General features: G+C 37.4%; 28 protein-coding genes and 1 riboswitch. Of the genes, 23 read left to right on the top strand and 5 right to left on the bottom strand.

Annotated features, from left to right (window positions below):
• The first annotated feature begins 706 nt into the window (after nt 1-706).
• A riboswitch (FMN riboswitch) is annotated at nt 707-853 on the top strand.
• 185 nt (nt 854-1,038) lie between these two features.
• From ribD to ACHABW_RS18545, 5 genes are all read left to right on the top strand, one after another.
• Nucleotides 1,039-2,148: a bifunctional diaminohydroxyphosphoribosylaminopyrimidine deaminase/5-amino-6-(5-phosphoribosylamino)uracil reductase RibD gene (ribD, locus tag ACHABW_RS18565; RefSeq protein ID WP_435757461.1), complete on the top strand. Its 1,110-nt coding sequence runs from the start codon at nt 1,039-1,041 to the stop codon at nt 2,146-2,148.
• A 2-nt stretch (nt 2,149-2,150) separates the two neighbouring features.
• The gene (ribE, locus tag ACHABW_RS18560; RefSeq protein WP_435757459.1) at nt 2,151-2,807 is read left to right on the top strand and encodes a riboflavin synthase; all 657 of its coding nucleotides are present in this window, start codon (nt 2,151-2,153) and stop codon (nt 2,805-2,807) included.
• A 17-nt stretch (nt 2,808-2,824) separates the two neighbouring features.
• Nucleotides 2,825-4,024, top strand: coding sequence for a bifunctional 3,4-dihydroxy-2-butanone-4-phosphate synthase/GTP cyclohydrolase II (locus tag ACHABW_RS18555; RefSeq protein ID WP_435757465.1), 1,200 nt, complete (start codon nt 2,825-2,827; stop codon nt 4,022-4,024).
• A gap of 22 nt (nt 4,025-4,046) precedes the next feature.
• Nucleotides 4,047-4,517 carry a 6,7-dimethyl-8-ribityllumazine synthase gene (gene ribH, locus ACHABW_RS18550; RefSeq protein ID WP_110935186.1) on the top strand — a complete coding sequence of 157 codons (471 nt, stop codon included), beginning with the start codon at nt 4,047-4,049 and terminating at the stop codon, nt 4,515-4,517.
• An 85-nt stretch (nt 4,518-4,602) separates the two neighbouring features.
• Nucleotides 4,603-4,953, top strand: a complete 351-nt coding sequence (locus ACHABW_RS18545) for a GNAT family N-acetyltransferase (RefSeq protein ID WP_110935187.1) — start codon at nt 4,603-4,605, stop codon at nt 4,951-4,953.
• Nucleotides 4,954-5,075: 122 nt separating this feature from the next.
• Here the strand turns inward: ACHABW_RS18545 and ACHABW_RS18540 are convergent, their stop codons facing one another.
• Complete coding sequence (locus tag ACHABW_RS18540) at nt 5,076-5,609, bottom strand: DUF309 domain-containing protein (RefSeq protein ID WP_435757457.1); 534 nt, start codon at nt 5,607-5,609, stop codon at nt 5,076-5,078.
• A 150-nt stretch (nt 5,610-5,759) separates the two neighbouring features.
• Between ACHABW_RS18540 and ACHABW_RS18535 the strand changes: the two genes are divergently transcribed.
• From ACHABW_RS18535 to ACHABW_RS18525, 3 genes are read left to right on the top strand one after another with little or no spacing between them, the layout of a single operon-like run.
• On the top strand, nt 5,760-6,524 hold the full coding sequence (locus ACHABW_RS18535; RefSeq protein WP_110935189.1) for a segregation/condensation protein A: 765 nt from the start codon (nt 5,760-5,762) through the stop codon (nt 6,522-6,524).
• Complete coding sequence (gene scpB, locus ACHABW_RS18530) at nt 6,511-7,104, top strand: SMC-Scp complex subunit ScpB (RefSeq protein WP_435757454.1); 594 nt, start codon at nt 6,511-6,513, stop codon at nt 7,102-7,104. Before ACHABW_RS18535 ends, scpB begins: the two co-directional genes overlap by 14 nt.
• Before the next feature lie 28 nt (nt 7,105-7,132).
• Nucleotides 7,133-7,627 carry a DUF3907 family protein gene (locus tag ACHABW_RS18525; protein ID WP_435757452.1) on the top strand — a complete coding sequence of 165 codons (495 nt, stop codon included), beginning with the start codon at nt 7,133-7,135 and terminating at the stop codon, nt 7,625-7,627.
• A 216-nt stretch (nt 7,628-7,843) separates the two neighbouring features.
• Here ACHABW_RS18525 and ACHABW_RS18520 read toward each other — a convergent pair whose 3' ends face one another.
• Both ACHABW_RS18520 and ACHABW_RS18515 read right to left on the bottom strand, forming a co-directional pair.
• The gene (locus ACHABW_RS18520; protein WP_435757450.1) at nt 7,844-8,563 is read right to left on the bottom strand and encodes a DUF421 domain-containing protein; all 720 of its coding nucleotides are present in this window, start codon (nt 8,561-8,563) and stop codon (nt 7,844-7,846) included.
• Nucleotides 8,564-8,626: 63 nt separating this feature from the next.
• Nucleotides 8,627-9,145 carry a hypothetical protein gene (locus ACHABW_RS18515; protein WP_435757448.1) on the bottom strand — a complete coding sequence of 173 codons (519 nt, stop codon included), beginning with the start codon at nt 9,143-9,145 and terminating at the stop codon, nt 8,627-8,629.
• 130 nt (nt 9,146-9,275) lie between these two features.
• Between ACHABW_RS18515 and ACHABW_RS18510 the strand changes: the two genes are divergently transcribed.
• From ACHABW_RS18510 to ACHABW_RS18450, 13 genes are all read left to right on the top strand, one after another.
• Nucleotides 9,276-9,704 carry a YhcN/YlaJ family sporulation lipoprotein gene (locus ACHABW_RS18510; protein WP_435757446.1) on the top strand — a complete coding sequence of 143 codons (429 nt, stop codon included), beginning with the start codon at nt 9,276-9,278 and terminating at the stop codon, nt 9,702-9,704.
• 13 nt (nt 9,705-9,717) lie between these two features.
• Nucleotides 9,718-10,176 carry a stage V sporulation protein AC gene (spoVAC, locus tag ACHABW_RS18505; protein ID WP_435757444.1) on the top strand — a complete coding sequence of 153 codons (459 nt, stop codon included), beginning with the start codon at nt 9,718-9,720 and terminating at the stop codon, nt 10,174-10,176.
• A gap of 14 nt (nt 10,177-10,190) precedes the next feature.
• Nucleotides 10,191-11,207 carry a stage V sporulation protein AD gene (spoVAD, locus tag ACHABW_RS18500; protein WP_435757442.1) on the top strand — a complete coding sequence of 339 codons (1,017 nt, stop codon included), beginning with the start codon at nt 10,191-10,193 and terminating at the stop codon, nt 11,205-11,207.
• Nucleotides 11,208-11,558: a stage V sporulation protein AE gene (gene spoVAE, locus ACHABW_RS18495; protein ID WP_435757441.1), complete on the top strand. Its 351-nt coding sequence runs from the start codon at nt 11,208-11,210 to the stop codon at nt 11,556-11,558.
• Between the two features lie 213 nt (nt 11,559-11,771).
• The gene (locus ACHABW_RS18490; RefSeq protein WP_435757439.1) at nt 11,772-12,920 is read left to right on the top strand and encodes a D-alanyl-D-alanine carboxypeptidase family protein; all 1,149 of its coding nucleotides are present in this window, start codon (nt 11,772-11,774) and stop codon (nt 12,918-12,920) included.
• Nucleotides 12,913-13,503 (top strand): nucleoside recognition domain-containing protein, encoded by a 591-nt coding sequence (locus ACHABW_RS18485; RefSeq protein ID WP_110935199.1) that lies wholly within the window; start codon nt 12,913-12,915, stop codon nt 13,501-13,503. The genes ACHABW_RS18490 and ACHABW_RS18485 overlap by 8 nt, the downstream gene beginning before the upstream one ends.
• Before the next feature lie 6 nt (nt 13,504-13,509).
• Entirely contained in the window at nt 13,510-14,040 is a 531-nt protein-coding gene (locus tag ACHABW_RS18480) for a spore maturation protein (protein ID WP_110935200.1), read from the top strand.
• 346 nt (nt 14,041-14,386) lie between these two features.
• On the top strand, nt 14,387-15,106 hold the full coding sequence (locus ACHABW_RS18475; protein ID WP_435757436.1) for a pseudouridine synthase: 720 nt from the start codon (nt 14,387-14,389) through the stop codon (nt 15,104-15,106).
• A gap of 91 nt (nt 15,107-15,197) precedes the next feature.
• Nucleotides 15,198-15,725 (top strand): thiol-disulfide oxidoreductase ResA, encoded by a 528-nt coding sequence (gene resA / locus ACHABW_RS18470; RefSeq protein WP_110935202.1) that lies wholly within the window; start codon nt 15,198-15,200, stop codon nt 15,723-15,725.
• Between the two features lie 12 nt (nt 15,726-15,737).
• Entirely contained in the window at nt 15,738-17,414 is a 1,677-nt protein-coding gene (gene resB / locus ACHABW_RS18465; protein WP_435757434.1) for a cytochrome c biogenesis protein ResB, read from the top strand.
• Entirely contained in the window at nt 17,407-18,591 is a 1,185-nt protein-coding gene (gene ccsB / locus ACHABW_RS18460; RefSeq protein WP_435757432.1) for a c-type cytochrome biogenesis protein CcsB, read from the top strand. Before resB ends, ccsB begins: the two co-directional genes overlap by 8 nt.
• A gap of 222 nt (nt 18,592-18,813) precedes the next feature.
• Nucleotides 18,814-19,530 (top strand): response regulator transcription factor, encoded by a 717-nt coding sequence (locus ACHABW_RS18455; protein WP_110935205.1) that lies wholly within the window; start codon nt 18,814-18,816, stop codon nt 19,528-19,530.
• Complete coding sequence (locus ACHABW_RS18450) at nt 19,530-21,317, top strand: ATP-binding protein (protein WP_435757429.1); 1,788 nt, start codon at nt 19,530-19,532, stop codon at nt 21,315-21,317. The genes ACHABW_RS18455 and ACHABW_RS18450 overlap by 1 nt, the downstream gene beginning before the upstream one ends.
• 106 nt (nt 21,318-21,423) lie before the next feature.
• Here the strand turns inward: ACHABW_RS18450 and ACHABW_RS18445 are convergent, their stop codons facing one another.
• Nucleotides 21,424-21,936: a MogA/MoaB family molybdenum cofactor biosynthesis protein gene (locus ACHABW_RS18445; protein WP_435757427.1), complete on the bottom strand. Its 513-nt coding sequence runs from the start codon at nt 21,934-21,936 to the stop codon at nt 21,424-21,426.
• A gap of 144 nt (nt 21,937-22,080) precedes the next feature.
• Between ACHABW_RS18445 and ACHABW_RS18440 the strand changes: the two genes are divergently transcribed.
• Nucleotides 22,081-22,644 (top strand): cob(I)yrinic acid a,c-diamide adenosyltransferase, encoded by a 564-nt coding sequence (locus ACHABW_RS18440; protein WP_110935208.1) that lies wholly within the window; start codon nt 22,081-22,083, stop codon nt 22,642-22,644.
• A gap of 173 nt (nt 22,645-22,817) precedes the next feature.
• Here ACHABW_RS18440 and ACHABW_RS18435 read toward each other — a convergent pair whose 3' ends face one another.
• Nucleotides 22,818-23,657 (bottom strand): SurA N-terminal domain-containing protein, encoded by an 840-nt coding sequence (locus ACHABW_RS18435; protein ID WP_435757425.1) that lies wholly within the window; start codon nt 23,655-23,657, stop codon nt 22,818-22,820.
• Between the two features lie 354 nt (nt 23,658-24,011).
• Between ACHABW_RS18435 and ACHABW_RS18430 the strand changes: the two genes are divergently transcribed.
• Nucleotides 24,012-24,704: a FadR/GntR family transcriptional regulator gene (locus tag ACHABW_RS18430; protein ID WP_435757463.1), complete on the top strand. Its 693-nt coding sequence runs from the start codon at nt 24,012-24,014 to the stop codon at nt 24,702-24,704.
• Nucleotides 24,705-24,779 lie beyond the last annotated feature (75 nt).

The raw sequence follows: 24,779 nt of genomic DNA, 5'->3' as shown, positions 1-24,779 counted from the left end.
TCACTTGCTCCGGGCTCATCAACAACTTTTTAAATGAAAGTAATTGCATTATTATGCATTTCAATATCGATAAATTAACTTTTTCAGTGCCCTCCAAAGACCGTCCTGTGGGATTCAGCTATGTATTTTACTGCATGAGTCGCCGCCTTCACTACTTCGAGTTATTTTTTCAAAAAAAGAAAGACAACATAGATAACCTTTCTAAAAAAATGTTTTTTTCTTTTCAAGCCTCATATCAGAAACAATAATAGTTATGTAAACTTGTTGTTGGGAAGAATCCGCGAGACTCCTGTGGAAGAATGATCCAAGCGAGACCCCGCAGAGCGTCAGTTTGCTCGAGGAGGCTCGCGGATCATCCACGGAAAGCGAGCGGTAATTCTTCCAAACAACCTCTCGTACTCATAGAACAACAAAATACATATAAAAGATGCTAAGTCTTTTCAACAAAAGACGGTACGAGTTTTTTAGCTTTCCGGGAGAGAAGCGATTTCCAAATCATTTTCAAATTTTACCAGTGGCCTCGTTTGGAATTCCCATGGAGGCTGAAAGGCTGAAGCATTGTGCTTGGAAAGCGTTCATTTGTTAGAGAATTCGAATTAACATCCATGTTCTAATTTAAATAATAAGCGGGAAAATCCATTTATTAAAAGCATATTTGATTGTCAAATCTAAGACTTGTGATATAATAAACAAAATTGAATAAACCGATTTCCTTCGGGGTAGGGTGAAATTCCCAACCGGCGGTGATGAGGCAATGCCTCTTAGTCCGTGACCCGGTACTATTTTTTTTAGTAACGGTGGATTTGGTGAAACTCCAAAGCCGACAGTAAAGTCTGGATGGGAGAAGGATTATGACGGTTAAAAAAAGGATTTGTCCTAACGATTGGGAGAAATCTGTCTTAAAAAGGGGATTCCTTTTTTAAAATAGATATTCTGCCATTGTGTCTAAAAACAACATAATCCTTTTCTTTACTTTTCATATTCTGTACTTATGTCCTGAAGGATCTTCATCTTTCGGGATTTTTTGTTGTCAAAATTATGAATAGGAAGGGGAGGCTTCACTTGGAAAATCAATATATGAAGCTTGCCATTGACTTAGCAAAGCAAACCGTAGGACAAACATCACCTAATCCAGTTGTAGGTGCTGTTATTGTAAAAAACCACGAAATAATAGGAATGGGTGCTCATTTGAAAGCAGGAGAACCCCACGCAGAGCGTCATGCGTTAGAAATGGCTAAAAGGAATGCAGTTGGTGCTACGATGTATGTAACACTTGAACCTTGCTCACATCATGGCCGCACGCCACCTTGCGCTGATGCTGTTATAGCAAGTGGTATATCAAAAGTCGTCATAGCCTCAATGGACCCCAACCCTAAAGTTGCGGGAAATGGGATTGAAAAACTAAGACAGGCAAAAATAGAAGTAGAAGTTGGTGTTATGAAGGAAGAAGCAGATCAATTGAATCGAGTGTTCTTCCATTATATTCGCACAGGAACACCATACGTAACACTTAAAACTGCTTCAAGTATCGATGGTAAGATTGCGACAACTTCCGGTGAAAGCAAATGGATTACTGGAGAAGCCGCCAGGTTAGACGTTCATGAACTAAGATATGAACATGATGCAATTCTAGTTGGTGTAGAAACAGTATTAAAGGACGACCCTTTACTAACAACGAGGTTGAATGACGGTGGGAAAAGCCCCATTCGTATCGTATTGGATCGTCAGTTGCGTATTCCAGTTCAAGCAAAAATGTTGCATGACAATGAAGCAAAAACATGGATAATGACAACAAACCGAGCTTCTTTGGATAAAATAACACAGATAGAAAATAAAAATGTGAAGGTGTTTGTTCTAAAAGATGAGAGCCTTGCTATTAAAGAACTTTTGCAAGTGATTGGGAAAGAACAAGTGACTTCGCTACTAGTAGAAGGTGGCGGAACAGTAAACGATAGTTTTCTCAGAGCAGGTAAGTTTCAACGGTTAGTTAAGTATCTCGCTCCAGTTATTATAGGCGGAGCTTCAGCCGCCTCTTCTTTCTCCGGTGAAGGTATACAATTATTAAAGGACGCTCCCAGGTTAGCTTTACTGTCTATAGATAAACTCGGTCAAGATTTAAAGCTAATTTACGAAAAAAAGGAGGAATAACGATGTTTACGGGAATCATTGAAGAAAAAGGTCGAGTAGAAAGCATTCGTCAATCTGGAGAATCGATCGTGATGTCGATTGAGGCTTCTAAAATATTAGCTGATGTCAAATTAGGGGATAGTATTTCTGTTAATGGCGTTTGTCTGACGGTTACCTCTTTTCAAGCGACGGCATTTACAGTTGACATCATGCCTGAAACAGTTCGAAGTACAAGTCTGCAGAGTCTGACTTCTCGCTCGGAAGTTAACTTAGAACGAGCAATGCCCGCGAATGGACGTTTTGGAGGACATTTTGTATCCGGGCACGTTGATGGAATAGGAACGATTAGAACAAAAAGACCAGAGCACAACGCTGTTTATTATGAAATAGAAATTTCAGCTGAACTTAGAAAATTTATGATGATGAAAGGCAGTGTCACAGTTGATGGAACTAGCTTAACTATTTTTGGCTTAGATGAGAATGTGTTTACGATTTCGATCATCCCACATACTATTCAAGAGACGATTCTAGGTCAAAAAGGGCCCGGAGATATTGTGAATATCGAATGTGATATGTTAGCTAAATATATAGAAGAACTTCTGTTTCAAAAAAAGTCTTCGGAGAAAAAAACATCCGGGAATTTGACTGAAAGCTTTTTAGAAGAAAATGGGTATTTATAACGAGAGGAGGTACAATGATGAAGATTTTTGATCCTATTGAAGAAGCAATTTATGCATTAGCACAAGGCGAAGTAGTTATTGTATGTGATGATGAGGATAGAGAAAACGAAGGAGATTTTCTTGCTTTAGCAGAGAAGACAACACCTGAGGTTATTAATTTTATGATTACACATGGGAGAGGTCTTGTGTGTGCACCTATTACATCCGAGAGAGCGGAGAAACTGGGTTTAGCATCTATGGTGGACCGAAACTCTGATCCCCATGGTACAGCTTTTACAGTGAGTATTGATCATAAACATACAACAACAGGCATCTCTGCGCCTGAAAGATCGCTGACTGTAAAAAGCCTTATTGATAAGAATACAAAAGCTGCAGATTTTCAACGTCCTGGTCATATCTTTCCTTTAATCGCTAAAGATGGGGGAGTACTTCGCAGAGCAGGTCATACAGAAGCGACGGTTGATTTAGCGAGATTGTGCGGTTCAGAGCCTGCAGGTGTAATTTGTGAAATAATTAAAGAAGATGGTACAATGGCAAGGGTTCCTGACCTGCATAAAATTGCCTTGGAACATAATCTGAAAATGATTACAATTAAAGACTTGATTAAATATCGAAACAGGAAAGATAAATTAGTTCAGCAAGAAGTTGAAATTAATCTTCCTACCGATTTCGGTGATTTCAAAGCTTTTGGTTATTCTAATGTAGTGGATGGAAAAGAACATGTAGCGATTGTAAAAGGGGAGATTGGCGGCGAAAAACCAACACTTGTCCGTGTACATTCTGAATGTTTAACAGGGGATGTTTTTGGTTCTCAACGGTGTGATTGCAAACCTCAGCTACATGCAGCGCTTGCTCAAATTGAAGAAGCAGGTTCAGGAGTTGTCTTATATATGAGGCAAGAGGGCAGAGGAATAGGCCTCCTTAATAAAATGAGAGCTTATAAGCTTCAAGAAGAAGGTTATGACACAGTCCAAGCAAACGAAAAACTTGGATTCGCTCCGGATTTACGCGATTATGGTATTGGTGCTCAAATCTTAAGAGATTTAGGCATTAGAAAAATGAAGTTGTTAACAAACAACCCGAGAAAGATAACTGGATTGAGCGGTTACGATCTTGAAATAGTAGATCGTATTGCATTGCAAATGCCGCAAACGAAAAACAATGAAAATTATTTAAAAACGAAAAAAGAAAAATTAGGTCATTATTTGCATTTATAAATAAATATTAGGAGGATGTATGATGGGAAATGTATATGAAGGAAATTTAATTGGAACAGATTTAAAGGTTGGAATCGTTGTTGGTCGATTCAATGAATTTATTACGGGTAAACTTCTTGGAGGTGCAGTAGACGCATTTAAACGTCACGGAGTGAATGACGAAGATGTCGATATAGCTTGGGTCCCAGGCGCATTTGAAATTCCTCTTATTGCGAAAAAAATGGCTGACTCAGGGAAATATGATGCGATTGTTACACTAGGAACTGTGATTCGCGGCTCGACTCCACACTTTGATTATGTGTGTAGTGAAGTAGCTAAAGGAGTAGGTTCCTTATCACTGTCATCGGGAATCCCTGTAATTTTCGGTGTACTTACAACGGATACGATTGAGCAAGCTATTGAAAGAGCAGGAACAAAAGCTGGTAATAAAGGATGGGAAGCTGCTGCTGGAGCCATTGAAATGGCAAACTTATCAAAAAACTTTACAAGATAACAAGGAATTAGTTGTCTAGGGAGGTTACGTTTTCTAATTAATGTTCATAATATAGAGAACAAAGCGAACGATGAGGGATGAATAAATGCTTGTATCATATAAAAAGGAACATGAAAAAATTGCCATGGGTTTACTCTCTTTTATGCCGGGAGAAAAAAGTATCAAAAAGATTCAAAAAGTTATTGATAAGTATACAAAATCAGAAACTTTGAAGCTTTATTTATGGCGGACGGAAGCGAATCAATTTGTCGGAGTTATTGGTGTAGAAGAAGATAACGAGGACGTCTATTTACGAGATTTAACGGTTGATCCCTCACACAGAAACGAAGGATTAGCATTAACGATGGTTCAGGCAATGGAAGACAAGTATTCTGTTTATTTAATAGGCTTAAAGCATACAGATCATTTTTTAAAACATTGTCGAAAAAAAGTGTAAATTTGATTGGCAAGGGCTCAGCTCTGAGCAACCTATAAGGACAAATATGTTCCTAATGGGTTTTTAAAAGATACGGAGGTTTCATTTTTTTCATATTATAGGGAGGTCTCAAAAGGTCTTTATTACCTTTTGAGACCTCCTCTTTTCTGTTGTTTATATAAAAGAGACTGATGTCTTGCTTCAATAACTTCACTACGGTCACGACGTTTATGACGATAAGTTAGATCAGGATTACTGGCGTCATTTTTATATAACCATACCCAACCTTTTTCTTTTGACAGGATTTCACACTTTTTAATAAGCATGTCATCAGTTAATGGTAAATTAAAGGGTTCATACTCTCCCTCATTTAATATCGTTTTAATCCGAGATTTCACTTGTTGTTCCAGATCTCCACCGTGAATACTTAATTCATCTAATAGAGCTGGCTGGTTTCGCAAGTATGACAGTGTTTTTCGGTAAAGCCTTAAGCTACCTGTGAAATTTTTCTGTCTCTCATGATAAACAGCTACTGCAAGTTGAATTAATAATAACCATTTTAAATCACGATCATTTTCTAACCAAAATTCTTCCATGATTTCATGACATTCAAAATAATCTCTGGAACTTTGGAAATGCAGTAAGTATTCAATATATTCATTCGCATATTTTTTCATTGCTTCCTCCAAAAGGTATGTTTATATCTCTTATAATAAACGATTGTTTCGAGGAAAGAAAGAGCAGGCAATTTTAGCGGAAAATAGGTCCAGTTTTTCGGAATATGGTATAATTTAAGCAGATCTTACTAAGAACGGGGAAATAAACAAATGATTCAATACAGCGTAAAGCTACACGCCTTTGAGGGGCCTTTAGACTTACTTTTACACCTTATTCAAAAGAATGACCTAGACCTTTATGATATACCAGTAAAAGAAATTACTGAGCAATATATGACTTATATTCATGCTATGCAAACCCTTCACCTCGATGTAGCCAGTGAATACTTAGTAATGGCGTCCACCCTGTTGCATATGAAGAGCAAACTTCTTCTTCCTGTCGAAGAAGAGGTATGGGATGAAGATTTGGTGATGGAAGAGGAAGATACGCGAGATGACTTAATGCAGCGTCTTATAGAATATAAAAAATACAAAGAAGCAGCTGGTGAACTAAGAACGCGAGAGACAGAAAGAAGTGATTTATTCTCTAAACCAATGACGGACTTGACGCCTTTACTTGAGGATAAAGAAGAAGGTCAAAGCACTCCTGTTAATGCCTCTATTTATGATATGCTTCAAGCCTTTCAAAAAATGAAGAAAAGAAATAAAAAAATTAAACCTACCATTTCAACTATAAATCGACAAGAGGTTCCTATTGATGAACGTATGTCACAAATTGTGGAAGCTCTCTATTTGAAGAAAGGCAGAAGCCGTTTCTCAGATTTATTTAAAGAGGATGATCAACCTCACCTTGTGGTGACATTTTTAGCTTTACTGGAATTGATGAAGGCGAACGCTATTCGATGCGAACAAGAAAGAAATTTTGAAGATATTATGGTTTACGCACAAGGAGGTCCATCCATTGAAGAGTCATGAAATTAAAGCTGTGATAGAAGGACTTTTATTTGTATCCGGCGAAGAGGGTATTGATGAAAAGCAACTAATGGAGGTCCTTGAATTAGATAGAAAAACATTAAAATTTTACCTTGCTGAAATGAAAGAGATGTATCAATCAGAGCAAAGGGGAATACAATTAGTTGAATTGGCTGGGGGATATCAGCTAACGACGAAAAAAGAGCATGCAGAGTTTTTTAAACGCCTCGTGCAATCTCCAACTTCAACGACGCTATCCCAAGCGGCACTTGAATCTCTGGCGATTATAGCCTATAAGCAGCCATTGTCGCGGATGGAAATTGAAGATATCCGTGGTGTGAAATCTGAACGCCCGATCCGTACATTAAGTGCCAAGGGTCTTATTAAAGAAGTGGGTAGAGTCGAGGGAACAGGTAGAGCAATTTTATATGGAACAACAAAACAGTTTTTAGAGCAATTTGGCTTACGTACTATTGAAGAATTACCACCTTTAACAGAACAATCAGAAGAAGATGTAGAAGGTGAAGTTGACTTATTTTTCGAGAAGTTTCAGGAACAATTGGCCTCACAAGAGCTAAAATAGAAGTAATCAGATAGAGGGGAGTTCAGAAATGGGAAATGATCTAGTCAGGCAGCAGCTTCAGATTACCATGGGGAATATGAAAGATGTATCCGGAGAAATTAGATCTTTCTTAAATGAGATCCGATTAGACGATTTAGTTAAATCAACTACCAATACTTCAACTGAGGACTTCGAATTAATTCTTGACCAATTTAGGCGTCTTCTTGTTTTTTTTGAAGAAGGCAGAGAATCGGGTAATATTATTTTGCGTAGCGAAAATTTCAGAAAAGCAGCAGCTGAAAAAACGTTGTACTGGATTTTTCATCAATGCATTGAAGAATTTTTTCAGCCGCATTATGATGTTTGGTATGAGGATAGTCGGGCTGCCTACACAGGAAAAAATGCGATTCGTTTTCGTAACGAGGTCCCTAGGATAGTAAAAGAAGTTGTACAAACTATTGAAGGACCTATCCAGACAGTGAGAGAAGAATTAGAGTATTACGAAACAGACTACCGAACGAAAGTGAATCAAAGAGAGAATTAATATATTAAAGGTATATCAATGGGTTTGCTAACCTATTAGATATACCTTTATTTTTTAAGAGATAAGAATTTATAAAATTGGTAGCTCCCTTCACACCGCACGTATCAAGGGAAATCCATCATCCTTTCGAGTATAGCACCTACACTCAGTATATAGGTGCTACTCGGGGCGATGGAAGCTGACGCTGTATTTAATAAAAGACGCTCAGCGTTTTTCTTATATTAAAGAACTAATATCTAAATATTTTATAAATGGCGCATGATCGAGGTGAACATAGAGAGGCTCTCCCTCTGACCACTCAGCAATTAATACATGATTGATCTCAATCCCTTGCTCACTGAAGAGATTTTGTAAAGACTCCTTTAGTAAAGGGGTTTGCTGAAGATTCTCATCAATCCATCCTCCATCGGAAACAATGGTTATAGGTAGCATCACATCATTTGGAGCTATATTAATATCACTTTTGCTTACCGATTGATACGTACTCTTTTTTAAAACGTTAATTGTACCGTTAGCTTCGAGAATAGCATATTCGACTTCTTGGATGGAGAAAACGCTTTTGTCACGTAATAAATGCTGTAATTGATCCAAATCGAGTTTTGTTGTCTGAAGTTTGGCCCGATCAATGACACCGCGTCTAATCACAATCGTAGGTTTACCCTCCAGCAATCCTCTGGAATTTTTATATTTTTGAGTGATCGTTTCCACCAACATAATTAAAGCTCCCCAAACAAAAACCGCATATAGAACATAATGCAAACCAATATCCTTATCATAAATTGCATTACCAACTAATTCACCAAGTATTAATGCAGATATAAAATCAAAAGGTGTAAGCTGAGCAATCTGAGTTTTCCCTAAGACTTTCGTCAATACGAGTAGAGCAAGGAACCCTACTAGGAGCTCTATTGTTAATGCAAAAAAATTAGTGTTCAATGGGAAACCCTCCTATGTAAATGAACTACATTAGATAGGTTTCTCTATTTGTTAAATTATATTTTAGTTTTGGTGAAAGAGGAGGAACCACTTATCCATTAGGTGGCATAGTTCATGCGACGAGCGCACTAATTGTCCTACTTCAGAGTGCGGGTCATTAGTTGAGCCTGTAAAAACAGATTTCAAGTTTCCGTTCTTTGTATACCAAAAGCGAGTCAAATACTGTTGGTAGGTGTTTGAGAAAGAAAGGATAGCATCCATCTGTTGATCATTAAAAACAGTGGAGAGGGTCTCCTGACTATAAAGAAACTGTTTTGGGGCAAGTTCCATCTCTTTTTTATGAATATCGTGAGATTGTTTTTGAATGGCGTTTCGAATTCTTAACCACTGAAGTTCCGTAGTTCTTCGTATTTCTTCCTCAAAATCCATTGTTAATGAAGACTTTGATTTAACTTCAGGCACATAATCAATCTTGTTAAACAATTCCTTTACCTTTTTACTTTGTAAACGCAGCTGATAAAAAATGAATCCTTGCAGAAAAATAACAACTACAAGTAAAACATAGATTCCAATCCAAACCATAAGAAGCCTCTCCTTCGATTATAATTGTTTCCGTAAAAATGTTAATTATTTCTTACATAAAAAGACTTTCCCACTCTGATAATAATAATATGAAAAATAAAAGGAGTGCAAACAGAGTATGAGGATATGTATGATTCTTCTTTCGGTATTCTGTCTGATAGGTGTAGTGGGATGTCAGGCTGAAGATGATCCGGTAAAAGCACAGAGGTACGGTGTGGCAGGTTCAGGCGTGGAGATTCCTCAGCACTTAGCCAAGGAAGCGGAAAGAACAGTATTAGACATGGAGGAAGTGGATGATGCAACTTCAGTCGCCCTGGATAAAGATGTATATGTTGCTTTAACAGTAAATGGATTCGATCGTTTCTTTTTAAAAGACATACGTAAAGAAGCAAAAGAAAAACTTGAAAAATCGATTCCGAATGGGGAATTTGAGGTATCAACAGACCAAAAAATAGAGATGGAATTAACAGAGATTGAGCAGGCTTTGGAAAATAATAAATTAACTAAAAAAGAGTTAGAGCAGAAAATTAAAAAAGTAAAAGAAGATTTGAAAGGCTAGGTGGTTTACAGTTATGGAAAAATCTAAGAAACCAACGCCCTCACAAAAAGCATATCAAAAAATAGCAAGTAAGCATGAAACAAAGCGTCCGGTGGGAATAAATTGTCTAAAAGCTTTTATTATTGGTGGTTTAGTTTGTACACTTGGTCAACTTATTTCAAACGGGTATATTTATTTTTTCGATTTCACGGATAAAACTGCTGGGGATCCAACGGTAGCGACACTGATCTTTCTAGCGTGTCTGTTTACTGGCCTAGGGATATATGATAAATTCGGACAGTTTGCCGGAGCGGGATCGGCCGTACCGGTAACAGGGTTTGCTAACGCGATGTCATCTGCGGCTATTGAACACCGAACAGAGGGATTTGTACTTGGAGTTGCAGCAAATATGTTTAAACTTGCTGGTTCAGTCATAGTATTTGGTGTCTTTTCTGCGTTTATCATAGCGATTATTAAAACCTTATTATTTTGAGAGGAGGGTTACAAATGCTTGAAGGAAAAAGAACGTGGACATTTGAGTCTAATCCAGTAATTATTGGTACTGGTGTTATCGGTGGTCCTTTCGAAAAGAAAGGAGAGTTAGTCAATCATTTTGACGCTTTCTATGATGATTTAATGTGTGGGGAAAACAGCTTTGAACAAGCACAAAAAGTATTACTTGAAGATGCATGTAAGGAAGCGATAAAAAAAGCAAATGTAACAAAGGAAGATATTCAGTTTATGTTCGCTGGAGATTTACTTAATCAAATTACTTCAACAAGTTTTGCAAGTCGATCCTTAGCTATTCCTTTCTTTGGTCTGTTCGGTGCATGTGCAACCTCAATGGAGGCATTAGCACTTTCTGCTTTCATTATAAATGCTAAAGGTGCGGATTATATTTTAGCTGCTTCGTCAAGCCATAATGCTGCAGTGGAAAAAACTTTTAGATATCCTACAGAGTATGGTGCGCAAAAACCACCAACATCACAGTGGACCGTAACTGCAGCAGGTGCAGGTGTAGTTTGTTCTTCTGGGGTGGGTCCAATTGTTACTTCAGCAACCATCGGTCATGTCGTTGATGAAGGTCTAAAAGACCCATTTAATATGGGCGGGGCAATGGCACCTGCTGCGGTGGATACGATTAAAGCTCATTTAGAGGATTTAAAATTAGAACCTGACTATTATGACCTAATATTAACGGGTGATTTAGGGAAAATTGGAAGAGCAATTTCTCTCGAGTTATTTGAAAATGAAAATATTGCAATTAAAGAGGAGCTCTTTCAAGATGCTGGATTAATGCTTTATAAAAAAGAGCAACCAGTTCAATCCGGAGCAAGTGGCGCTGGATGTTCGGCTGCCGTAACGTTCGGAAACATCGTGAACCGAATAAATAGTGGGGAATTAAATCGAGTTCTTGTAGTGGCTACAGGTGCGTTACTGTCACCAATAACATACCAGCAACACGAATCAATTCCTTGTATTGCCCATGCGGTATCATTAGAAAAACAGAAAGGAGGAAACTAAATGATTTTTCTAAATGCATTTATTGTAGGTGGATTAATTTGTGTCATCGGACAACTTCTCTTAGATGTTGGAAAACTTACCCCGGGTCACACATTAAGTGCACTGGTTGTTTCAGGAGCGATACTGGATGGATTAGGTTTATACGAGCCACTGATTGATTTTGCAGGTGCAGGTGCAACAGTACCCATAACGAGTTTTGGGAATTCACTTGTACATGGTGCCTTGCAGGAAGCCGAAGCAAGTGGAATGATTGGTATTATAACTGGGATATTTCAAGTAACCAGTGCAGGTATATCATCCGCAATTATATTCAGCTTCCTAGCAGCATTAATTTTTAAATCTAAAGGATGACAAAATAACGAAGGAAGGACCGATCATATTATTTATGAAGGTCCCTTCATCCTCATCATTTCCTCTTATTTTATTTTCCTCATTAAAAATAGTCACCACTAACAATAAACACTTTTTTATTATCTGATTTTAAAGACATACTTCCGATCGTCATGCATAAAATTGGCTAATAGGACATGCAATAGAATTACCTGTTAGATCGGAGGAAAAATAATGAAAGTTACCCGAATGGTTATCGTATTACTTACTCTTTTTTCGGTTCTATTTTTCGAGAGTCGCTCTATCTATGCAGAATACAATCAGAATGTATCGGCAAAAGGAGCAATCTTAATAGAACAGGAGAGTGGTAGAATTTTATATGAGAAGGATGCTCGTTCTCCGATGAGAATTGCAAGTATTACGAAAATAATGACAGCAATTCTGGCAATTGAGTCTGGGAATCTAGATAAAAAAGTAACTGTGTCTTCGCGGGCGTTCAGTACAGAGGGTTCTTCGATATATTTAACAGAAGGTGAGGAAATTCCCCTCAGAGATCTCATTTATGGATTAATGCTTCGATCAGGAAATGATGCAGCAGTTGCTATAGCAGAACATGTAGGTGGAAGCTTAGAAGGATTCGTTTATATGATGAATGAAAAAGCAAGTGAGATCGGTATGGAACAAACGATATTCGCAAATCCCCATGGTCTAGATGACCACGAAGAACACTATTCTTCCGCATTAGACATGGCCTTATTAACTCAATATGCCATGGAAAATGAAACATACAAAGAAGTGACATCCACAAAAAGTTATCGCTCTGATTCAGATAAAGACCATATTCGCGTGTTTAACAACAAAAACCGTCTACTAACTCAGCTGTATCCCTATGCAATAGGAGGTAAAACGGGATATACAAAACGAGCCAACAGGACACTCGTTTCCTCGGCAGAGAAAGATGGATTGGAACTCATTGCAGTGACGATCGATGCCCCAAGTGATTGGCATGACCATATGAATTTATTTGATTGGGGGTTTGCAAACTTTCAAATAAAGACACTGGTTAAAAAGGGAATGGTAAAGGACATAGACGATCCGTACTTTAAAAATCATCTTGAAGCTGAATTTTCGTTTGAATTTCCTTTGGAAGAAGATGAACACAATCAAATAAAAACAAAGCTGATGCTATTATCCCCGTCAAATTCAGCTGAATGGGAAGAGAGTGGACATCCATATCCAATAGGAACGGTTCAAATAGACTTGTCTGGAGAAACAATTGGAATTGTTCCACTAGCATATAAAAATGAAGAGAAGGTTTCTACATTTTATGAGAAATGGATACAGAGATGGATTCCGATGAATGGAGTTTTTACAGGTGGTTAACATTATTTGGGTGAGTCTATTCCTGATAGGATTTGTATTTGCTGCCATACAAGGAAATATGGACTTAGTTAATGAGGCAATATTTTCAGGAGCAAAAGAAGCCGTTGCCATTTGTATAGGCTTAATCAGTGTGTTAACTTTTTGGCTTGGGATGATGAGAATTGCGGAAAAGGCGGGCATTATCAATGGGGTAAGTAAAATAATGTCTCCATTCGTTAAAATACTTTTTCCAGACATACCAAAGGGACACCCAGCATTGGGATATATTATATCAAACATGAGTGCAAATTTATTTGGTCTAGGTAACGCAGCGACTCCGATGGGCATTAAAGCGATGAAAGAACTGAAAGTGTTAAATGGAAATAAAGAAGAAGCAAGCAGATCTATGATTACATTACTTGCTATAAATACAGCTAGTATCACCCTGATACCTACGACTGTTATTGCATTAAGAATAGAATATAACTCCGTAGGACCAACCGAAATTGTGTTTACTACTATTTTGGCTACGACGTGCTCGACGATAGGAGCGATAATCATAGATCGCTATTTTCACTTTCGTCGATTGAAAAAGGGAGGTTAAAACGTTATGAACTGGATAACAAACTTCTCCATTTGGATTATTCCTTCGATAATTTTACTTATCCTTCTTACTGCAACGTGGAAAAAAGTAGCTACGTATGAAATGTTTGTGGAAGGAGCAAAAGAAGGCGTAGAAATGTCATTTGGAATTATACCTTACTTGGTTGGTATGCTTGTTTCTATTAAAGTATTTCGAGAATCAGGAGCTATGGATTTTATTATTGAAACGCTATCACCGGTGTTATCCATGTTTTATATTCCTGCTGAGATCCTACCTTTAGCATTAATTCGTCCACTTTCCGGAAATGGAGCGCTCGGGATGACGAGTGACCTTATAGCTACTTATGGTCCTGATTCATTTATTGGCCGCTTAGCTTCAACAATGCAAGGAAGTACGGACACAACATTTTATGTACTCACTGTTTATTTTGGGGCAGTTGGAATTAAAAAAATGGGAGATGCATTAAAAGTAGGCTTAGCTGCCGATGTAATTGGCATTATTGCTTCTATAATTATTGTTCGACTTGTGTTTTTGTGAAGGAAGAATCTTTTTCAGAAAACCTATCTATAAAGATTGTCTAAATTTATTCTTAATAAGGTAAGAATTTATAAGTTGACAGCTATGCCGTTTTTCTTAGAGGAAAATATGCTTGTGTTCATCATAGTATGTGATATGATAATGATCAGTAATCAGTGCAGTAGCAGGACATAGTTTCTAATAAGTTGAAAAGAATTTAGAGATATATTACGATATTTTCCCTAAAGGGTTTGCCTTTAGGGGTTATTTATTGTATCGGCACTAAAAAAAAGATAAAATTAACGTTTGAGACACAAACTAACTACTAGAATAAAAATATCGATTAGAAATATACGAGGTGAAAGTAATGGAGCGATTACAAAAAGTTATAGCGCAAGCTGGTATTACATCAAGACGTAAGGCAGAACAATTAATTACTGAAGGAAAAGTATCGGTAAATGGAAAGAAGGTTACAGAGCTTGGTACGAAAGTGGATGCACAACAAGATGAAGTAGTAGTGAATGGAGTACCTATTAATAAAGAAGAGCCTGTCTATTTCTTGTTATATAAACCCTCTGGAGTTATTTCCAGTGTTACTGATGAATTTGACCGAAAAGTAGTTACTTCTTATATTCCAACGGAAAAAAGAATCTTTCCAATTGGGAGATTAGATTATGATACTTCTGGACTGCTGCTATTAACAAATGATGGAGAGTTTGCAAACTTGCTCATGCACCCTAAGTACAAAATCAAAAAAACGTACATAGCCAAGGTAGAAGGTGCACCTTTAAGGGAAGATTTAAAAAGGCTTGAGCGTGGAATTAATCTAGAGGATGGCAAAACTTCACCGGCGCAAGTCAAAGTGAAAAAAACAGATAACAATAAAAATACGTCGATTCTTGAAATAACAATTCACGAAGGTAAAAATAGACAAGTTAGACGCATGCTAGAAGCCATTGGTCACCAAGTTATTAAACTAAAGAGAGAGAATTACGGATTTCTTCATCTTCGTGGTTTAAATGCGGGAGAACACAGAGAATTAAAACCGCACGAAGTAAAACAACTTAGAGATTTAGCCGTCACATAAAGTTCACAACTAATGGATGCAACTGCTGTAAACACTAAACGGCTAGTGTTAATATTAGAGTGAAGATTAATTGACGTAATGGGGGTTCATCATGAAAAAACGAAGACTGCTAATACGGTCAATCATTTTAGGTGTAATGATGGTGGCTATAGGATTTACCTTTTACAATCATTTCTCTGCGGATCGTGGTCTTGTAAGCGAAGGTGACATAGCTCCGAATTTCGTATTAGAAGATATGGACGGTAATCGGCTGGAGTTAGCTGAGCTTCAAGGAAAAGGTGTCTATGTTAATTTTTGGGCAACATACTGTGTTTACTGCCGGGAAAAAATGCAATATTTGGAAGAGTACCATGAAGACTACAATGAAAAAGGTGTAGAAATTGTTTCTATTAATGTCGATGAAACGACACTACAAGTAGATCGTCATAAACAAAGACAAGGTCTTTCTTATCCATTATATATTGATCGTAACATGCTAGTGAGTAATGCATATGGTGTTCACAGCCTACCTGCTACATTCCTTATTAACGAAGAAGGGCAAGTAATAGATGCTGAAGTGGGAGCCAAAACAGAAGAGCAAGTAATTGCATCATTGGATGAATTAATACCGAGCAATTAGTGGGGGTTCATTATGGAGAAGGTCAAATGTGAGTGTGGCCATGTTAATCCTTATGGGACGTATTTATGTGAGTCCTGTGGGAAGCCGCTGAAAGAGGAAAAGGGAAAAATCGCTAACATGCGATACGAAGGTGTAGCGAGACGTTCTCAAACATATAAAAAATCAATGATAGATAGAGTATGGAATTTCTTTTCTTCCGTTAAGGTTGGAATATGGATAATTTTTGCTTTATTAATTACTTCTTCTTTAGGAACTGTTTTTCCTCAAGAGATGTATATTCCACCAGGCGAAAATCCAGCGATTTACTATGAACAAGAGTATGGTACATTAGGGTTGTTATACTACCAATTAGGTTTTCATAATCTATATAGTTCATGGTGGTATATGCTTCTAATTGCATCATTGGGTATTTCACTGGTCATCGCCAGTTTAGATAGGGTAGTCCCTTTATATCGCGCACTTAGTACTCAAAGAGTAACTCGTCACGAAGGGTTTCTCAAACGGCAACGAGTTTTTGGAGAAGCGGAAGGATTGGATGATCCTGAGGCTGAAATGAAGAAAGCAGAGAAAGTATTACGAGATAAAAAATATAAGATTAGAAAAGAAAATGGAAACTTACTAGCTGAGAAAGGGAGATTTGCTAGATGGGGCCCATATGTCAATCATGTAGGCTTAATTATCTTTCTAATCGGTGGAATGCTTCGGTTTTTCCCTGAAATGTACACAGATGAGCATGTATGGGTTCGGGAAGGGGAACAAGAAGTAATAAGTGGAACTGGTGGAAATTACTTTGTGCGTAATAATGAATTTGCGATCGATTTATATGATGAAGAAAACGAAATGTTTGAGGCGGCTTTGGAAAGAGCAGGAGGATCAGTCGTTGAATCCTTTCGAACTTCTGCGACATTACTTAAAAGGTCATCTAATGGCACAGTGGGCAGTGAAACAGAATTAGAAGAGGTCAAAGACCACGAGATTATTGTTAATGATCCTTTAACTTTTGAAGGTTTTTCATTATATCAAGTTGATTATAAACTTAATGAACTCTCTACCTTCTCGTTTACATTGGAAAGCGAGACAGTAGACGAAGACTTTTCAGACTTCATTTTTGAAGTGGACCTTAATGATCCACAAAAACTTTATGAATTTGAAAATGGTTATGAAATTGAAATTTTAGAGTATTTTCCTAATTTTCTTATTGATGACAATCGTGAGCCAACAACGATAAACCGAATTCCGGATAATCCTAGAATAATCTTTGAGGTATTTCCTCCTGATGTAGACCGAGAGGATGAAAATGCTGAGGGAGAAATCAGTCTTATTGGAATTCAGGTAAATGAATCCTTAAACGGTGACCATGACCACACAATTCGTTTGGCTGGGGTAGAAATGGTTGATGTTACTGGTCTGACAATTAGAAAGGATCGAACATTACCGGTTATTTCAGTTGGAGCGATCATATTTATGATTGGATTAATACAAGGATCTTATTGGCACCATCGTCGTATTTGGATTCAGAATCGTGAAGGAACACTTTTATTAGCTGGTCATGCTAATAAAAATTGGCATGCTTTGAAAAAAGACTTCAGTCTCATTTCAGCCAACACTCAAATCCCTTCACCAGTTGATCAATTAGACGAAGCAGCGAAAGAGAAGGAAAATGAAGGAGTGAATCAAAACAATGTTTGAAATGAGCAGTAATTTAATGTATGTTGCTTTTTTTCTCTTTTTAGCATCAACAATTCTTTTCGCAGTTTCCATAACTGGAAAGAAATTTAAAACCCGTGAGGGAGAGGAAAAAAATAAAGCCGGTTTATGGGGGTATATTAGTGCTGTTATTGCCTTAATAGCTGCAGTGAGTTATTTTATCGTCAGATGGATTGCAGTTGGACATGCCCCTGTAAGTAATATGTTTGAATATACAACTGCATTAGGCATAGCAATCTCGTTAGCATTTGTAATTATTTATCCGATGTATAAAAATAATTATCTGGGAATTTTTACGATGCCTATAGTGATGCTGATTATAGCGTATGCTTCCATGTTTCCGACGGAAGCACAGCCACTTATACCTGCACTTCAATCACATTGGTTAACGATTCATGTTATAACCACGGTTATTGGTCAAGGTATTTTAGCAATCGGATTTGTTGGGGGACTAATCTATTTAATTCGGGTTATTGATTTTACAAAAGCAACAAAGAAAGTTCTGGGCGTCGAGTTTATCCTTTTTTCAATCATTGCCGGGATTGGCTATATATTATTAAATGTTGGTTTTAACCTAGCAGATTACGAAGCCACGTTTGAATACACGAACGAACTTGGCGAAGAAGCACAGATAGATTATACGATGCCACCGTTAGTAGGACCAAACGAAGGAGAATTAATTTCCGGCGGGATGAATCCTTTATTTAATGCGCCTGCAATTATAGCAAGTGGGGATTTAAATGTCGTTATTTGGTCATTTCTAGGAGGGCTTGTTTTTTATCTGATTTTGAGGCTTCTGTTCCGAAAGCCGATAGGTGGAATTATTCAACCACTGGTGAAAAATGTTAATCCGCAAGCAGTGGATGAAATTAGTTATCGTGCTATTGCCATTGGTTTCCCCGTATTTACTCTTGGAGGCCTGATTTTTGCGATGATTTGGGCTCAAATTGCTTGGACCCGTTTTTGGGGTTGGGATCCAAAAGAAGTTTGGGCACTTGTTACATTCTTATTTTATGCAGCATATCTTCATTTACGTCTATCGAGAGGTTGGCAAGGAGAGAAAAGTGCTTGGCTTTGCGTTTTGGGTTTTATAATTATTTTATTTAATCTGATTTTTGTTAACCTTGTTATCGCGGGGCTTCATTCTTATGCAATGTAGTATGCTGGCACACTTTCTTTTTCGAGAGTGTGCTTTTCTTCTGTGTTCTTTTTCCGTGAATGTGCCTACCTTCTTATAAAAGAGCGTGTTACAATAAATGTAATATTAGTGTGTTGAATAGTCTTTCAATTCTTTATTGAAAAACTTTATAATTAAACTGTAAAGAACGATGCTTTCCGATTTTTATATAATCGTTTTATATAGTCTTAGGAGGATTAGCTAATGGCTGAAGAAGCAAGAATATTAGTAGTGGATGATGAAGAGCGTATTCGAAGATTACTTAAAATGTATTTGGAAAGAGAAGAGTATTTGGTCGATGATGCTGAAAATGGAGAAAAGGCATTAGAGATGGCCTTAGCAGAAGAATATGATTTAATAATACTGGATCTCATGATGCCAGGTATGGATGGTATTGAGGTTTGCGAGGAAATAAGAAAGCACAAAGCTACTCCGATAATTATGCTCACTGCGAAAGGTGAGGAAGCCAATCGCGTCCAGGGTTTTGAAGCAGGCACAGATGATTATATAGTCAAACCATTCAGTCCACGGGAAGTTGTCCTTCGGGTAAAAGCCTTACTCAGAAGAGCATCGTCTACAAAATTCTTACAAACGGAAACAACAACGAAAGATGTCCTAGTGTTTTCATACCTTACGATTGATAATGATGCACATAGAGTAACCGCTGCTGGAAACCATATAAATTTGACGCCGAAAGAATATGAATTATTGCTTTATTTAGCTCTGGCACCTGATAAAGTGTTTTCAAGAGAGCAATTGTTGAAGGATGTATGGAATTATGAGTTTTTCGGAGATTTGCGTACGGTTGATACTCATATAAAGAGATTACGCGAGAAATTAAGTAAGGTTTCCCCTGATGCTGCAAATATGATTTCTACTGTATGGGGAGTAGGGTATAAGTTTGAGGCAGTGAAGGAGTAATGATGTTTTGGCGAAGCGTAGTAGGCAAACTCTGGTTTACAATTTTACTTTTAGTCTCAGTAGTTTTAGTTATCTTAACGATTATGCTGTTACAGTTTTTTGAAGGTTTTTATACAGAACAAGCTGAAAATGAATTGATGAATCATGCTACGCTAATCGTTAACGTTCTTGAAGAAGAGGGCGTAGATGAGACAGCTTTCTCGATGGGATCAATGATATCACAAACATACGAAACCCAGGGCTTAATTATTCTTGATGAAGAAAAATATTGGTATACTTCCGGTGACAGTCAAGGTGAATTGCCCATCTCGGTTTTCTACGAAGAAGAAGCCCTATCAGAGGTTTTAGAATTAGGGAACCGCGTCGTTACTCAAGGCAACTTTTCTTTAGTCAATATGGAAGAGGCAGTTCAAGAAGAAATGATGATAGTGGGATTACCAGTCACTTTTGCAGATGCGGAAGTAGGAGCTGTGTTCCTTTATCAGCCTTTGGATATAGTGAATGAAGCTTTGAATCAAACAAAGAATATTATTTTTCTGTCTGCTGGTGTTGCGATAGTTTTAACGACAGTATTTGCTTTCTTTTTGACGTCGCGAATTACTTCTCCTCTCAGAAAAATGAGAAATGCATCGCTGGAAGTAGCAAAAGGGAATTTCAATACAAAAGTGCCTGTTTTAACTAATGATGAAATAGGACTATTAGGAAATGCTTTTAATCGAATGGCACGCGGTTTAAATACAAATATACATGCTTTAAATCATGAGAAAGAGCAGTTATCGAGAATCTTAAGCTCAATGGCAGATGGTGTTATTACCATTGACCGATATGGGACTGTAATGATTACAAACCCACCTGCTGATGAATTTCTAAAAGCTTGGGTTTATGAGCAAGGAGTCAAAACTGAGACAGCAAGTCAACTTCCTAAAAAACTACAACGTCTGTTTGGACAGGTCGTTCAAGAAGAGTGCGAGCAAATGGGAGAAGTAGATGTCCAAGGTAGAAGCTGGGATATTATCATGACTCCATTATATGATCAAGAAAAAGTCCGCGGAGCCGTTGCCGTACTAAGAGATATGACGGAAGATAGACTACATGATAAATTACGCAAGGACTTCGTTGCAAATGTGTCTCATGAGCTCAGGACACCTATTGCTCTGTTGCAAGGCTATAGTGAAGCGATAATTGATGATATTGCAGGAAGTGAGGAAGAAAAGAAAGAACTTGCTCAGATTATATATGAAGAATCAGTACGGATGAAAAGATTAGTCAACGAATTATTAGATCTAGCAAGGATGGAAGCGGGTCATACTCAACTGAATATGGAATCTGTTAACATGGAGGAATTTACTTATCGTATACTTAGGAAATTCAAAGGATTAGCTAGAGAGAATAGTATTCACATGATTGGCGATATCGATAAGATTGATCGACTGCTAAAGGTTGATTCAGATCGAATTGAGCAAGTGTTTACAAATCTTATTGATAATGCTATCCGTCATACTCCGGAAGATGGTCAGGTTACACTGCGACTTGAACCAGTTAACAATGGGATCAGAGTAGATGTTGAGGATACTGGATCTGGAATATCGGAAGAGGACTTGCCATTTGTGTTTGAACGATTTTATAAAGCAGATAAAGCAAGGACAAGAGGAAGAGCAGGAACAGGCTTAGGTCTTGCTATTGTCAAGAATCTTGTAGATGCCCATCGAGGAAAAGTATCGGTTCATAGTAAATTAAATGAAGGAACGACATTTTCAGTGTTTTTACCATATGATATGCAAGAATGAACAAGAAAAATCTTGTTCCACAAGTAACAGAAAAAGGTTAATTCATGATAGTATGAATTAACCTCTAATACAAACATATTTATTATCAAAAGGCTTACGTGCCATTCTATTTATCCTTATTAATCTCCCGAATAACATGCGCTAGCTCCGGAATTATAAGTTCTTTCATTGCGAGCTTCACAGCCCCGGAAGAACCAGGAGTAGAGAAAACAGCTGTTTCTCCTCTTACACCCGCAATTGCTCTACTCAGCATAGCCGCAGAGCCAATGTCTTTTTCAAAACTTAGATATCGAAAAATCTCCCCAAAGCCAGGAAGGTCTTTATCAAGCATACTTGATACAGCTTCATACGTAGTATCACGAAACGTAATGCCTGTACCTCCATTAATTAATAGAGCTTCAATATTTTTATCAAGGTCAGCGTATCTTATTTGCTCCTGGATGCTAGTGTAATCATCTTTTACAATTCTATGAGCAGCTACTTTAAATCCAGCCTCTACCAGCATTTCCTTCATAATAGTGCCACTTTTATCTGTTACACGGGTTCTAGTATCGGATACCGTTAATATCATACATGATACACTTTTGGGAGCTTCTTTCTTATGTTCTTCTACACTCATTTATATCACTCTCCTATCACTATTATCTTACCGTTGTTAATCGTGTAAGACAAATATAATTAATATTAATACAAGATGATTTGTGACTGTTATAATGTGGAGGAATCAGTTTACAAAACTAACATGATTGGATGATGCTAAGAAATGAAAATATACACGAAAAAAGGTGACAAGGGAGAAACGTCTCTTATTGGAAAGCGCGTAAAAAAGACAAATGACAGAGTAGAGGCTTATGGAACTGTGGATGAATTAAATAGTTTTATTGGTGTGGCACTTGTATCATTAAAGGTGGATCATTGTCAGGACGTTAAAGATGACTTGTTAAAAATTCAACATGAGTTATTTGACCTTGGTGGTGACTTAGCTAATGTAACTGCTGAAAAAAAGTGGTCTTTGCAGGAAGATGCGGTAACATACTTAGAAGCTAAAATTGATGAATATTGGGGTGAAGCGCCTGCATTGAAGAAATTTATTCTTCCTGGAGGAGAGCCATCTGCTGCCCATTTACACGTATGTAGAACAGTGACTAGAAGAGCGGAAAGATTAACAGTCCGTATCAATGATGATAGTGAAGTTTCTTCCCTTGCTGTAGCTTACTTAAACAGGTTGTCTGATTACTTCTTTGCTGTTGCAAGAGTGGTTAATGCAAGAGCTAATAAAAGTGACATTTTGTATGAGCGTGGGGGAGACGTGTTTCATACTGAGTAAGGATGAGATATGGTTTTCACGAGGGTTGTGTTACCAGTGGAAAGCTTCCACCAGAAGCAGCTTTCAGCACCTCTATTTGAAGCAAATCAATGATCATTAGGAAAAACAATGATAATACATTAAAAAGGCACTGGAAGAGTTAAATCTCTTTTCAGTGCCTGGAAATAAAGATATTATAGGTTTATCGTGACGTCAGCTTCTTCACGAAGTCTTTCGATTAATGTTTGATACACTTCTGATTCTTTTTGGCTTTTCAGTTGTTTTTCAATTTCAGGTTTTACTTCATCAAAAGATGGTATTTCTACTTCTTCACTATTTTCGTCACTCATTTGCTCTTGCTGGGCAACGATTTGATCATAATACTCTTGTAGCTCTTCTTCTGTTGGCTCAATGTCACCAGCCTCGCTAGCAATAAGTTGATCAACTTTTACTTGCATTTCAAGTTGAGTCATTATTTCTTCTTCTTCCATGCCTTGTTCTTGCATAAGAGTCATGAATTCTTCTTTTGATTCTAATTGAAATTGAGTTGCTAACTCCTCAAGTGTTTCGTCAATTTCTTCTTGTGAAGCTTCAAAGCCAGCATTTTCAGCTTCCTGTATAAGTAGTTCTGTACCAATCATACTTTCTGCAACCTGAGTCTTTAGCTGATCCTGGTCAAGTTCTTGGCCTGACATCTGTGACTGCATTGCAATTTGCTGGAACTGTCCTTCGTAAGTCGTTACGAATTCTTCTTTTGCTATCTCTTCACCATTGACTTCTGCAACTACATCAGGAATACCTTCTAAGTCAGGTTCAGGCATTGCAGCCTCTGTTTCTGGGTCTACAGCGGCCTCATTATCTTCTGCAGGTACTTCTTCTGTGTTAGTTGCCTCATTTTCTTCTGTAGCGGGTTCATTGTTATTTGCCCCGTTATTTGTTGTATTATTTTCGGTTTCATTGCCACCACATGCTGCAAGGAGAAGTACCCCAGCTAAAGGAATAGCCAAAAAAGTTTTTCTAGTAAATCTTTTCATTGCTGTCATCAACCTTTCTAATTCTCAGTTCTATTATTTTATACTTTGACTACTGTACCACGAAAAGAGAGCTAATTCAATTTTTAAAATTTATAATTAGACATACTGTATTGAATTCTGTAGTCTTTACTGAAGTAATTTGAAAAGCTTGCATGTATCTTTGCGTCATCCAGTTATATCCATGATAATTAAATAAATAAGAGAAGTAACTTTTAAGGAGTTATAATATTGTCCTTCATTTTGGATTTCTATGAAAAAGTGAGATTGTATATTTGCTAAAAAAACGCTACAATTTAAGTAATTAATCGCTTTATCGACTATTCGTAAGAAACGTGAAATGAGGCGCTAAATTTGATGAAACAAGTGAAATCTAAAAAGATATATGACCTGGTGGCGGAACAATTAACCGAGATGATAATAAGTGGTGAGTATGAACCGGGTCATCGGCTATCTTCTGTGGAAAAACTAGCGGCAGAGTTCGATGTTGGTAGATCAGCTATAAGAGAGGCTTTAAGTGCTTTAAAGGCGATGGGATTAATTGAAATTCACCAAGGAGAAGGGACTTTTGTCAAAAAAAATAATTATGACATTTCAAAGAAACTAATACCATCGATTATGGTCAAAGAAGATCTTCGTCAACTATTTGAAGTGAGAAAACTAAATGAGACTGGTGCAGCATCTATCGCTGCTTTGAATCGGACAGATGAGGATCTCGGGAGAATGTCATCTATATTAAACAATATGGGTCTGTCTTACGGAAATGGGGAATTAGGTGAGAAAGGGGATATTGATTTTCATATGGCCATAGTGAGAGCGACGAATAATCCAATGTTAGAAAGGCTGATGGAGACCATATCAAGTACAGTACAAGAATCGATGAAGGAAGCCAGACAAGTATTTTTGTACTCTAATCGACAAAAAATGGAGCTACTCCACATAGAACATCAAGCGATTTATGAAGCAATTAAAAACAAAAATGCTGAGAAAGCTTTCAACCTAATGATGAGTCATATTACGGGTGTTGAAAAGGAACTCTTTATTAAATAGCGTTTTAAAATCATTTTGAAGAAAAATCTGTGAGTTTGTTGTGCAGGGATCTCAGTAGTATAAATGTGGATTAAA

This window comes from Salipaludibacillus sp. CF4.18 (assembly GCF_051262595.1).
Taxonomy (GTDB): Bacteria; Bacillota; Bacilli; order Bacillales; family Salisediminibacteriaceae; genus Salipaludibacillus; species Salipaludibacillus neizhouensis.
The sequence above is the reverse complement of the archived record's forward strand: the minus strand, read 5'-3'. Positions and strand labels throughout refer to the sequence as shown.